Raw genomic sequence first — 12,241 nt, 5'->3', positions numbered from 1 at the left:
TTATCTGTTGCGGACTAAAATCCCGGCCGTGCAATCAGACAAACGACTCCCTCACGAGTATTTTAAATTGTTTGTCATTATATTATTTTGATAGGATGCCAAGCTATTATTTTGCTCATTATACCGGTCTATGAGAAAAGAAAGCCGAAGCAGGAAAAGCGTATTAATGTCTGTAAGATCAACCCGGCATATTTCAGTGATACGGTTTAACCGGTAGACAAGGGAATTTCGGTGGATATAAAGACTTTCTGAAGTTAATTTAATGTTACACCCCTTTTCTATGTAGACATATAAGGTCTTATACAGCTGCGAACCATTTTCATGGTCATACTGATTGAGTACTGCCAGAGCAGGATGACAGTACCACCCTAATTTATCTGGATCTTTTACTTCCGAAAACAAATCATAAATCTGATAATCCTGATAGAGGTATACCAATTCTTCCGGGTTTAATTTATGGCCCAACTCTAATGCTGCATGTGCTTGTTCATAGTGGCTTACAAAGTTTTCAATGCAGGAAAAAGAGTTACTGATTCCTATTCGTATCTGTTCCTTTTTAGAAAAATATTTCAACATTTCCAGTAACTCTAAATCTATTTCAGTATCTTCTTTTAACGGAATAACCGCAACAATCCCGTTATTATGGTAAGTGACATGGGTATCGGGAATCTGTATTTTCAGATTCTTGCATATAATAATTTTTAAGTACGGTTGCCCAGGATATCTTGTAGGACGAAGGAATAGAACCCTCATTTTGGCAGGAAATTGAAGTTCTGTCAGTCTTGGCATGATATCCTTAGAAGGCGTTCCGATCAGCATATCATATAATACTTCATGATAAAGGCTGTTTTTTTCAAATAAGTCCGATTTATAGTACGAAATGGTGTAGCTGATCACATGGCTTATTGTACTTAACATTTCAAAATGGGAAGGAAGAAAGTTGTTCTCTCCTTCAATCATCAATAAAAATCCAATCTGGGTTTGATTATGAAAAACTTTACTGCTCAACTTACGGAAAGGGGATTTGGTGCAGGTGACTTCTATGGCGGCTGTAGTCTGGGAAGCGTTGCGTATGGATTTTAATCCTTTTACTTCATTGATAAATTCATAACAGCAGTATCCCTTCTTTGTATTTTCTATCCAAAGAGGATCGAGGACAGGGATAGATGTAGAATTGGCAATGATTTTAAAGTTCATATCACAGAACAGCAAAGAATTTCCAAGCCTCACAGAGGCAGCATCAATAACGGCTTCAATGTTATGGGTTTTATCAGCGATAGCAGTAAGTTCCTCAAAAATTCCTTTACGAGTCGTTTCAATCAAAGTTTTTGCATCGTTGAATATGGTAAATAAAGAGTCTTCTGCTACCAAAGCGATATTACTTCCTACAGTGGGAAGGGGAGGCGCTGCAGAATCCGTGCGTGCAATTATGCATTGGGATGGAATAGATACTGCATTTTCTAATTGTTTATCATAACCAAAGTAAAGAGTATTCCTAATCGTATTATCATGCTTGTTGTCAATCAAAGCAACATCCTGTATTTCTAAATCTTCTCCTTGTGATAGGATATCAATTGAATATTCTTCTGAGATTTTTTCTACAAACTTTGTAAATTTCATAGTTTCCCCCATTTTTAGAAATGATCTGTTTAAAATATATTTTTACTATAGTGCACTATGAACAAATTGTCAAATTTTTATCATTCACGGTACACATTGTTAAATTGCTGATTTTAACGTATTCTTATGGCATTATGAAGGTTATGGCTTCATGCAGATAATCTTATATATAGGAACATCGTAGGAGGGGAAAAATGTATTACAAATTATTTGAAGAGGGAAGAATTGGAAAGGTAATGATTAAGAATCGTTTGGTCATGTCTCCTATGGGGTGCGGACTTGCCAATCTTGATGGAACGCCGTCTGAAGATATGATTGCTTTTTACGAAGCAAGAGCGGTTGGCGGTGCAGGAATCATCATACCAGAGATTACCCGTATCAATGATGCGCATGGGGCAGGGCTTATGAGACAGCTGTCAGTCACAAAAGACAGGCATATCGGACCACTGGCTGAACTTGCGGAAGCAGTACATAAGCATGGCAGCAAGATATTTATACAGTTGCATCATCCTGGACGTGAAACAGTGTCTGCACTTATTGGCGGACAGCCGGTAGTTGCACCGTCTCCGATTCCTTGTAAATTAGTAAAACAGGAGACTCGTGCACTTACCATAGATGAAATAAAACAATTGATTTTGCAGTTTATTGAAGGTGCTGTCAGAGTTCAAAAAGCAGGTTGTGACGGCGTGGAATTACACGCAGCACATGGATATCTGTTGCATCAGTTTCTGTCTCCTTATACAAATAAAAGAGAAGACGAATACGGCGGAAGTTTTGAAAACCGTCTTAGAATGATGATTGAAATTATCGATGGAATACGGAAAGAATGTGGTCCGGATTTTCCGGTCGGTGTCCGGTTAAGTGTAGAAGAATTTCTGGATAAGACAGGTGTAACAGAAGAGTATATCCATATTCAAGATGGTGTAAAGATTGCCATGGCCTTAGAGCAGGCGGGTATTGATTTTATTGATACCAGCTGTGGATTATATGAAACAGGCATGACCTGCATAGAACCTATTTCTTTCCCGCAGGGTTGGAGACATGACATGCTTTTGGCAGTAAAAAGTCATGTGAAAATTCCTGTAATCGGTGTATCGGTATTTAGAGAACCTGCAGTAGCGGAAAAATTCCTGGAAGAAGGGGTAGTGGATTTTATTTCCATGGGACGTACCTGGAATGCCGATGAAGAGTGGGGGAAAAAAGTACAGGAAGGAAGAGAAAATGAGTTACGCAAATGCATCTCCTGTCTGCGCTGCTTTGAAAGTCTGAATGAATATAACGCTGCCGGTTTACCGCCGGAATGTGCATTAAACCCCAGATATGCAAGAGAGCGGAAATATGGGAATCTTGTTCACGATACCAAAGGACATACTGCAATTGTTGTTGGCGGCGGACCGGCTGGAATGTGTGCAGCACAAACCCTTGCCCTTCGTGGAGTCAAAGTGACTTTGCTTGACCGTCAAAGTGAACTTGGAGGAACCGTTAATCTGGCCAAGAAACCGCCGTTAAAGGAACGTATGCAGTGGATTGCCGATTACTATAGCGGTGAATTCAAACGGCTTGGAGTAGAAGTAAAATTAAATACGGAAGCAACCGCAGATATGATTATGGAATATAAGCCAGATGCAGTCATTCTTGCCACAGGCTCTGCCTCCATTATTCCAGGAAAAATCCCCGGAATAATGGGCGACAACGTATTTACGGTGGAATCGGTGCTGTCAGGTAATTCAGCATTAAAAGGGAAAAAAGTAGCTGTGATCGGTGCAGGGCTTACAGGACTTGAGACGGCAGAATATCTTTGTGAAGAGGGAAATCAGGTTACCATTATTGATATGCTTGATAAGCCTGCTCCAAATGCAAACCATACCAATGTAGCTGATGTCTGTGGACGCCTGGCTAAATCCGGTGCAGATTATTTGCTGGGGCATTCCTTAAAAGAGATAAAAACCGATAGTATTGTACTGGAGAGATTGGAAGATCATGCAGAAGTTAATGTATCTGCCGATGCAGTCGTACTTTCTCTTGGATTCAGACCGGATCAATCTCTGGTTTCTGAATTAGAAGCAAAGGGTGCAGAGGTGAAGGTAATAGGAAGTGCCATTAAAGATGGAACTATTGCACCTGCAGTACGTACAGGTTATGAGGCAGGAAGTGAATTATTTACGGAAAAACAAAAAGCTCCAAGCTTTCGGCTTTCCAAAGATGAAATACCAAACTTCGGCAAGATATCTCTAATGGATAATCAGGAGGGACTCTACATCAGCTATCTTACTGACCCGGCAGCAATTGTGCGGATACTTCCGCCGCCATTGAAACCGTTTTCTATGCCGGTAGTTACCTTATCCATCTGCCATGTGAATAATCCAACATTTGCAGATGACTACTATGAAGCCATTTTGGGGGTTTATGCAACCTACGGCAAGACACTTGGCTTATATACGATGGGTCTGGTACTTGGCGGATCCGGAGCTGAAATGGCAGTACAATGCGGCCGTGATAATGGAAGTATTCCAAAGAAACTGGGAGGAGAATTTGTCATTAGAAGAATTGGTGACACGGTAACTGCAGGAGTAACGAGAAGAGGAACACAGCTTGTAGAAGCAACCATGAAATTAGGTGAATATAATAATCCTCTGACCGCGGCTCTCTATCAATTCCCGGCAGCAGGCAAGCAGACATTTGGAGGCGGGTTCTATTTCCATTTTGACCGGATGCCGGATGAAAACGGTGTTTCTCAGTTCCTGAACGGAGCATTGCTTATGAATCAATGCGAATATAATTATCAATCATGGGAGCCGGGAATTGTTTCGCTCAATTTAAAATCAAGTATTGATGACCCATGGGCAGAACTTCCTGTTAACACCATAATAGGCGGTGCTTATTCAAAGAACTGTTTGTTAGTACATAAACTTAATTTAGTAAAAAAATTAGAAGCCAATGATGTAATTCCATATTTGTTAACCGGGCGCTATGACCGTACGGCATTTATGGAAACAGGCCGTATTTAATTCGGTTTTTGGGAATATTATTTGTAGTCTCGATTGATAAAAAAGAAAGGAAGTATATAAATATGGAAAATTTTTTTGATTTAACCGGAAAAGTAGCTGTAGTAACAGGAGCAAGTTCAGGGCTTGGTGCAGATGCGGCACTAGCCTATGCAAACGCAGGAGCAGATGTTGCATTACTGGCAAGACGTACTGAAAAGTTAAACGAAGTAAAAGCAGAAATTGAGAAAATAGGCAGAAAGGTAGTTGCAGTCGGATGTGATGTTACAAATGAGGAAAGTGTAAAGACAGCAATGCAAACCGTGCTTGATACCTTCGGCCACATTGATATTCTGTTAAATAATGCAGGAATTGCTGTTCGCGGCGGTGTAGACAGCATGTCCGTGGAGGATTGGGATAAATCCTTTGATACGAATGTGAAGGGAATCTTTTTAGCAAGCAAATATGTTCTTCCGCAGATGAAGGAAAGAGGCTATGGTAAAATTATTAATATCGCATCCGTAAATGCGGTTGTTGCAGATAAGTTTGATGTATTTATCAGACATTCCTACAATTCATCCAAAGCTGCAGTGGTTGGCTTAACAAGAGGTATGGCAGCTTCCTATGCAAAATATGGTATCACTGTGAATGCCATTGGACCGGCTCTTTTTGAAAGTGAAATGACGAGTGAAACTTTATTTAAGTCAGAAAATTTTCTGAACCAATATAATACATTGAACCCGGCAGGACGTCCAGGAAGAAGAGGGGAATTAAATGGTACAGTTCTCTATCTTTCCAGCGATAGTTCCAGTTATGTCCAGGGCCAGTTCATAATCGTAGATGGCGGCGGAGCCCTTGTTTAGAATTAAGTGTTTTAACTGGCAGTAGTACAAAATACGGCAATTTACTTGCCAACGGCCTCATCTTAAAAACACGTTCAAAGTTTTGGATACTGAACTGAACCCCAAAAGTTAGACCTAAAAATCTAACGATTGGAGGTCACCTCATACAGACAAAACCGGACGTGTTTTTATTTTGGCATATTATATTGGAAAACAACAATGCAATTCTGAAAAAAGCGTAAACCTCCAAACTGAGTAATTTTATTTTACATCAGATTGAAGGTTCACACAAACTTTGGGATGCTCTGTTTTTGCTGTTGTTATATCATTAAATCAAGTGATATTCTCTGAGCAGTTTTTCAATATCTGTACCTGCAATCTTCTTCATAGCTTCATTGAATACAACTTTAATATTGGGGTCAAGTTCTAAATCTGTAATCCTTTTACCATCTCCTAATTTTGAAGTAGCATTAAGCAGATCACGAACATCATACGTGCTTCCCCAGACTTCTGGTACGCCTCGGTCAATATCCAAAAGCGTATAGACACTTTCCATAGCGGTACGGACAGAGTATTCAATTGTAAAAATCGTATCACGTTTTGTCTCAGCAAATTGGCCTAGGAAAGCAAAGTTTACGCTGCCTGCCGGAATAACGTCAGGGCGGTCACCAGCTTCTCGCGGCATAAAGAATGCAGTAATATAAGGCATCATACAAGGAACCGTGTTAGCGCTGTGCTCGGCCATATCCTCAATTTCATTTTCCGGAACACCCATGTGATACAACCACTCCATACAGATTTCCTTGCCTGTGCATTCACGCATAGGTTTTTTGACATAATTGCCGGGTTTGTCAGTAAATAAACCGTATACCCAGCCAACCAACTGATCCTTAGGCTGATTACGGAAATGAGGCTGACGGTTAAATGTCCAGCTGAGCAGCCAGTTGGAATCCTTAACGGTTACAATGCCACCGGTAACCACCTTGCCGCTAAATGGATCACGTTTACAAATTTTCTGGATGTAAGGGGGAATTCGGTTATCAATCGTCGTCACGGTTGCAGACATCCAGTTACTTTGCTCTGCATCATAGCAGAATTTATCCGGGTGTCCGAAGGACGGATCCTGAGCCGCTATTTTGCGCCACATATCCCAGCCGCCGCCCTGCTTGATTTCATGGTTGAAAGATGCAGGAGCGTTTTGGCTGCCGATAGAGGAGTTTTCAACGCAGCCGCCGTTCGTGATAAATACCAAATCGTTTTCAGTCAAATCGATGTGCTCTTTCGTATTGTTCCGGATAACTTCAATGCAGGTTGCAATTTTTTTATCTTCTTGAGTATCAAATAATATATTTTCCACCTTGGTGCCGTAATGGAACTGGACATCATGAGCTTCCAAATACTTGACTAACGGCAGTATCATGGATTCATACTGGTTGAGCTTTGTGAACCGGACTGCTGTAAAATCAGGCATACCACCAATATGATGAATGAATCGTTTGATGTACAGTTTCATTTCCAGTGCGCTATGCCAATTTTCAAAAGCAAACATGGTACGCCAGTACAGCCAGAAATTCGAATTCAGAACCTCGTCGCTGAATAATTCAGAAATACGCCGGTTATACAGAGCCTCGTCCGGTGTGAAGAATAGTCTCATGATCTCCTGCATGCCTTTGTCTGACAAGGTAAACTTGCCATCAGTGTGGGCATCTTCGCCGCGATTAACTGTAGCACGCATGAGAGAACTGTTGGGGTCATGCTTATTGAGCCAATAGAACTCATCAAGCACACTGGCACCTTCCTTTTCCAGCGACGGAACAGAATGAAATAAGTCCCATAAGCACTCATAGCGATTATCTACCTCGCGTCCGCCGCGGATCACAAATCCAACGTCGTCATATTTGTAACCATCGCAGGCGCCGCCCGCAAGAGAATCCTTTTCTAAAATATGGATTCTTTTTCCATCCATCTGTCCGTCACGAACAAGAAAAGCCGCGGCAGCAAGTGAAGCAAGACCTGAACCAATGAGATAGGCTGATTTGCCGTCAACACCTTTTGGTTTCTCTGGTCGAGCGAGTGATTCATAATTTCCTTTAGAATAATACATAGTAATTACCTCCATGATTATTAGATTGTTTCAACATCACCAGTATATTATTTATTGAAATTATTACAATCATCAATATAGCTGTTTTGTTAAGAATCGCATCATGCCGGCAATATTGTATAGTTTTTAATCATTTTGAGTGATTTGATTAGATCTGTTAAATTGATACCGGTTTAAGGCTCTTGATACATCTCCATGAATCAAAGTGCTGACCTGATCAATAATTAATTGGGGGTCCTCACGCATGTCCTTTTTGATCCAATCCAAAAGTAAGCCCACAAAGGCAAAATTATAAAAGTTTGCGATGAACTTTTTATCTGATTCCGTAACAGACATGCCGACTGCTTTTTCCTCGACAACTCCGATCAGCAAGTCAAAAGTGATTGCATAAAAATAGTCTTCGATCTTTTCTTTACTGATCGAATGATAAACATTTGAAATAAATGGTTTATTATCAAGAACCATTTGAAATGTTTGTAAAAAACCTTGCTGCCAAGTCTCATATGTTTTTTTACCGTTAATTGCTCTTGCCGTTTCCTCATTACAAATCCATTCTATTAAATCATAAATATCTTTGAAATGATAATAAAAGGTCATTCGATTGATTCCGCAATCATTTGCAATGTCTGAAATGGTGATTTTATTAAGTGGTTTCTGTAATAAAAGATTTTTGAGCGAGGTTTCCAGAGCCCGCTTTGTTATTTGCGACATTCAAAAGGCCTCCTTAGCGTGATTTGGCTTTCATAAGATCTGTATAAGCGAAGAAAAAATACGAGTAGGTTCGGTTATGCTGCTATTCTGATTTTAAAGTTTCATTATATCATATATTCTATGAACGCGAAAGTTATGCTTTTCAACTGCAAGGGCAACCGCATAGGGTAATTGCATATTTATAAAAAAGCTATAGAATAATTTTTGGAATTATTGTATATTGGAGAAATGGATATCTGCTGGTTTCAACGGACTTCTTGAAGTTCAATTGCTTATAATGAGGAGGAAAAAGTAAATGGAGATTTATGTGGATGCTGACGCCTGTCCGGTAGTTCGTATTGTGGAAAAGGTAGCTGATGAAAACAAGATAAAGGTATGCCTCCTATGTGATACAAATCATGTGTTACAGTCTGATTATAGCGAAATAAAGATTATCGGTGCAGGAGCAGATGCAGTCGATTTTGCATTGGTAAACCTGTGCAAATCCGGTGATATTGTGGTAACACAGGATTATGGTGTGGCAGCAATGGCCCTGGGAAAAGGTGCCTATGCGATACATCAATCTGGAAGATGGTATACCAATGACAACATAAATCAGCTTCTCATGGAGCGGCACATTGCAAAAGCCGCAAGGAGAGCAAAAACTAAAAATCATCTAAGCGGGCCAAGAAAGAGAACTCTGGAAGATGACAAGCATTTTGAAGAATCGTTCCGAAAATTAATTACCCATGCTGGGGAAAAATAGCGGTCAGATTATTAATTCGGAAAATAATACGGATATTTAAGCGGCGCCCACACTTTTAATATAAAAAGTGCGGGCGTCTATTGTTGATATAAAAATTTTATTGCGGTAAAGTAGAGTTTACAAAAGAGAACATAAAAAGCGAGGAATAAATTTATTTTAAATAGTATGATTTATACATGGAGGTGAGGAAATGGAGTGGCTAAAAAAGTTAAGCAGCGCTATTGACTATATTGAAAAGAACTTGGATAACGAAATTTCATGTGAAGAAGCAGCAAAAATAGCGTGCTGCTCATCTTTTTATTTCGGACGTATGTTCACCTATGTAGCCGGTATTCCGTTGTCTGAATATATCCGTCGCCGGAGAATGACACAGGCCGCCTTTGAATTGCAATCCACAGAAACAAAGGTACTTGATGTTGCACTGAAATACGGATACAATTCCCCGACGTCTTTTAACCGGGCGTTTCAGAGCGTTCATGGAATTTCTCCCTCTGCTGCCAGATCTCAGGGGAGTGTGCTTCATGCGTATCCCCCTATTAAATTTTCCGTTAAAGTTACAGGAGGTGATGCTATGCCATATCGTATGGAAGAAAAAGAGACTATGAGGATTGTAGGTATCCGCATTCCATTAACAGAGGACATGGAGGAAAACAAAAAACTGGTTCCGCCTTTTTGGAACAGAGCATTGCAGGATAAACGATTCACAGAAATCTGCGGACTGTCTGATAAAATTCCAGGTGCAGTGCTGGGGGTTACTGTTTATCAAAATCCAGATAATATTTACTATTATATTGCAGCTGCAACGGATCAGCCTGTTCCGGCAGGAATGTTTGAGCATGAAATCCCGGCAGCAACGTGGGCGATATTTGAAAGTGACGGACATTTCAAAGAATCCATTCAAAATATTTTCAGACGTTTTCTTACAGAATGGCTTCCGTTCTCAGGGTATACTTATGCAGAATTGCCGGACATAGAAGTATATCCGATCAGTCAGGAAAGGCCGCAAGAGGGGCATTCCGAAGTATGGATTGCTGTAAAAAAGGAAAAGGAGAATTAAAAAGTGGAATACCAAATTGAGATCAGGGATATCGAACCGATTCGAGTACGCACCGTTCTTTTGCTATTATGTGTTGAACCCGGAAACAAAAATGGGAGAAATGGACTTGTGCGTACCCACGGAAGAAACACCCATCAAAAGTGGAATTGAAATAAAAGAATTGCAGCGTATCAAGGCAATCAGCGTTACACACATTGGCTCCTATGAAACCTTGCATAATGCATATACAGCAATTGACCGGTATGCTGCTGAACATAATCTGCAGCTTAGGCCCCCATTCAGAGAGGTTTTCATCAAAGGTCCCGGGATGTTCTTAAAAGGGAATCCTGCCGGGTATGTTACGGAAGTTCTGTTCCCGATCAAGGAGGAATAATATGACCGCTATTCGAACCGAAAATTTAATCAAAAAGTATAAGAACGGCGTAAAGGCATTAAATGGTTTGAGCTTAGCTGTAAAAGAGGGAGAAATTTTCTCCCTCTTAGGACATAATGGTGCAGGGAAATCAACGCTTATTCACATACTGTCCACTTATCAGGCTCCTACCTCCGGTCTTGTTACCATGTTCGGAAAAGACATTTACCGGGAAGCGTCTGAAATTCGCGCACAAATATCCTGCGTGGCTCAGCAGACATCAATTGATACACACTTGTCTCTCACGGAAAATATGATGTTTCAAAGCAAGCTCTATAAGGTCCCTAAACTGGAAGCACAAAAACGTATGAAAACACTTATTTCCTGTTTTGGGTTAGAGCGATACATGAAATATCCTGTTTCATCCTATTCCGGCGGGGTGAAGAGGCGGCTTGATCTCGCACTCAATATGATGACAAATCCCAAAGTACTATTCTTGGATGAGCCAACTGTTGGTATGGACATTCAATCCCGAATGGTGATGTGGGACATGATGAAAAAAATCAGAAATGATTTTGGAACCACGATTTTTTTGACAACCCATTATTTAGAAGAAGCTGACCAGTTAAGCGACACCATATGCATTATGAAAAATGGAAAAGAGATACTTCAAGGTACGCCTCATTCTCTCAGAGAATACTTACGGCAGGATATGCTGAAAATCAGCTTTGAAACAAAAGAACAAGCCCAAGACTGTTTTGAGCCGTTAAGACGTGTTGTTGGCCTGAAGGAATCTGACCTCCGCCGTGATAAAATTATAGCCGGATTAAAAAACGGACATAACGATTTAGAAAAAGCGAATTGGTGGCTGCTGGAGCATGGTATTCCTTTCTTGGGAATAGAAATTATGCAGCCTACACTAGAAGATGTTTTTATCAGGCTAACCAGTGAAGATGATAAGGAGGTCAGCGAATGGGTGTTTTAACACTGCTTCAGCGCAATATAAAGTGGCGCTTTCACAATGCTTTCACTATTGTGATGACAATTCTACAGCCGATACTTTGGCTGGTTTTATATAGCGCCGTTGCCGGACAGTCCATGCAGGGGATTGGAATTGAAAACTATACGGCCTTTATTCTTCCCGGACTTGTTGTGCTTGTAAGTTTTGGAGCTTGCAGCAGCAGCGGTATTATGAATTATCTGATGAAAACCGATGGAAGTTTTAACCGAGTGTTGATTGCCCCGGTTCAAAGAAGCTCAATTGTACTCGGCCAGGTGTTAGAGGCAGTATTATGTACTTTTATTGAAGTTGCTATTATGTGCACAGTCAGCCTGTTCTTTTCGGTTAAAATTGCTTCCGGGTTTCTAGGGGCGCTCCTAATTGCCTTACTGATATTTATGACGGCATTTTTTATGGCAGGGCTTACTTATGCTATTAGTCTTTGCCTTCCCAATGAGGTCATTTACGAAACCGTGATGAATGCGATTGTCCTGCCGATTTTCTTTTTAAGTACGGCATTATTTCCAGCAGACAGACTATCAGGGGGATTGGCAATTGCAGTTAATCTAAACCCGTTTACTCATGTAATTAACGCCTTACGGGCTTTGATTTTACAGGGAAATATAGCTGCCCGTGATGTTACACTTGTCTTCCTTTTACTTGCGGCTATGTGCTTTTTCAGTTTTTCGTGGGCATTACACAGATTAAAAAAGGAAACAAGTTTATAACAATGGAACGTTTCTCCGTTTAGAATTCGATGGTTATTAACAATAATATTTAGAGATATTTTTTCCGGAATATGATGATGATGAAAGAAAGATATGCT

Annotated in this window: 10 protein-coding genes; 7 read left to right on the top strand and 3 right to left on the bottom strand. The window is 40.4% G+C overall.

The features are described from left to right. Positions 1 to 51: 51 nt before the first annotated feature. The gene (locus AC27IJ_RS06065) at positions 52 to 1,620 is read right to left on the bottom strand and encodes a PucR family transcriptional regulator (RefSeq protein ID WP_487147990.1); all 1,569 of its coding nucleotides are present in this window, start codon (positions 1,618 to 1,620) and stop codon (positions 52 to 54) included. A gap of 194 nt (positions 1,621 to 1,814) precedes the next feature. On the opposite strand from AC27IJ_RS06065, the gene AC27IJ_RS06060 reads away from it, so the two are divergent. Together AC27IJ_RS06060 and AC27IJ_RS06055 are read left to right on the top strand one after the other, a co-directional pair. After that, positions 1,815 to 4,628 (top strand): oxidoreductase, encoded by a 2,814-nt coding sequence (locus AC27IJ_RS06060; RefSeq protein WP_487147988.1) that lies wholly within the window; start codon positions 1,815 to 1,817, stop codon positions 4,626 to 4,628. 62 nt (positions 4,629 to 4,690) lie between these two features. After that, positions 4,691 to 5,467: an SDR family NAD(P)-dependent oxidoreductase gene (locus AC27IJ_RS06055; protein ID WP_312441489.1), complete on the top strand. Its 777-nt coding sequence runs from the start codon at positions 4,691 to 4,693 to the stop codon at positions 5,465 to 5,467. 307 nt (positions 5,468 to 5,774) lie between these two features. Here the strand turns inward: AC27IJ_RS06055 and AC27IJ_RS06050 are convergent, their stop codons facing one another. Beyond that, on the bottom strand, positions 5,775 to 7,550 hold the full coding sequence (locus tag AC27IJ_RS06050) for an oleate hydratase (RefSeq protein ID WP_487147985.1): 1,776 nt from the start codon (positions 7,548 to 7,550) through the stop codon (positions 5,775 to 5,777). Between the two features lie 126 nt (positions 7,551 to 7,676). Next, positions 7,677 to 8,261 (bottom strand): TetR/AcrR family transcriptional regulator, encoded by a 585-nt coding sequence (locus AC27IJ_RS06045; RefSeq protein WP_312441491.1) that lies wholly within the window; start codon positions 8,259 to 8,261, stop codon positions 7,677 to 7,679. A gap of 295 nt (positions 8,262 to 8,556) precedes the next feature. Here AC27IJ_RS06045 and AC27IJ_RS06040 point away from each other — a divergent pair, with 295 nt between their 5' ends. From AC27IJ_RS06040 to AC27IJ_RS06020, 5 genes are all read left to right on the top strand, one after another. Further along, positions 8,557 to 9,006: a YaiI/YqxD family protein gene (locus tag AC27IJ_RS06040; RefSeq protein ID WP_487147983.1), complete on the top strand. Its 450-nt coding sequence runs from the start codon at positions 8,557 to 8,559 to the stop codon at positions 9,004 to 9,006. Between the two features lie 190 nt (positions 9,007 to 9,196). After that, a complete protein-coding gene (locus tag AC27IJ_RS06035) occupies positions 9,197 to 10,063 on the top strand; it encodes an AraC family transcriptional regulator (RefSeq protein WP_312441493.1) in 867 nt (288 codons plus the stop codon). Between the two features lie 16 nt (positions 10,064 to 10,079). Continuing rightward, positions 10,080 to 10,436, top strand: a complete 357-nt coding sequence (locus AC27IJ_RS06030) for a GyrI-like domain-containing protein (RefSeq protein ID WP_331655628.1) — start codon at positions 10,080 to 10,082, stop codon at positions 10,434 to 10,436. Position 10,437: 1 nt separating this feature from the next. Beyond that, on the top strand, positions 10,438 to 11,400 hold the full coding sequence (locus AC27IJ_RS06025; protein ID WP_487147981.1) for an ABC transporter ATP-binding protein: 963 nt from the start codon (positions 10,438 to 10,440) through the stop codon (positions 11,398 to 11,400). Further along, positions 11,388 to 12,143, top strand: a complete 756-nt coding sequence (locus tag AC27IJ_RS06020; protein WP_312441496.1) for an ABC transporter permease — start codon at positions 11,388 to 11,390, stop codon at positions 12,141 to 12,143. Before AC27IJ_RS06025 ends, AC27IJ_RS06020 begins: the two co-directional genes overlap by 13 nt. Positions 12,144 to 12,241 lie beyond the last annotated feature (98 nt).

Source organism: Lacrimispora sp. YZC11, assembly GCF_057543815.1.
Note: the sequence above shows the minus strand (reverse complement) of the source record. Positions and strands in the feature narration are given on the sequence as shown.

Bases quoted from the DNA above. Each gene is read 5' to 3' on its own strand.
- AC27IJ_RS06020 (WP_312441496.1), top strand. From the start codon at position 11,388: ATGGGTGTTTTAACACTGCTTCAGCGCAATATAAAGTGGCGCTTTCAC.
- AC27IJ_RS06055 (WP_312441489.1), top strand. From the start codon at position 4,691: ATGGAAAATTTTTTTGATTTAACCGGAAAAGTAGCTGTAGTAACAGGA.
- AC27IJ_RS06040 (WP_487147983.1), top strand. From the start codon at position 8,557: ATGGAGATTTATGTGGATGCTGACGCCTGTCCGGTAGTTCGTATTGTG.
- AC27IJ_RS06045 (WP_312441491.1), bottom strand. From the start codon at position 8,261: ATGTCGCAAATAACAAAGCGGGCTCTGGAAACCTCGCTCAAAAATCTT.
- AC27IJ_RS06065 (WP_487147990.1), bottom strand. From the start codon at position 1,620: ATGAAATTTACAAAGTTTGTAGAAAAAATCTCAGAAGAATATTCAATT.
- AC27IJ_RS06060 (WP_487147988.1), top strand. From the start codon at position 1,815: ATGTATTACAAATTATTTGAAGAGGGAAGAATTGGAAAGGTAATGATT.
- AC27IJ_RS06025 (WP_487147981.1), top strand. From the start codon at position 10,438: ATGACCGCTATTCGAACCGAAAATTTAATCAAAAAGTATAAGAACGGC.
- AC27IJ_RS06035 (WP_312441493.1), top strand. From the start codon at position 9,197: ATGGAGTGGCTAAAAAAGTTAAGCAGCGCTATTGACTATATTGAAAAG.
- AC27IJ_RS06050 (WP_487147985.1), bottom strand. From the start codon at position 7,550: ATGTATTATTCTAAAGGAAATTATGAATCACTCGCTCGACCAGAGAAA.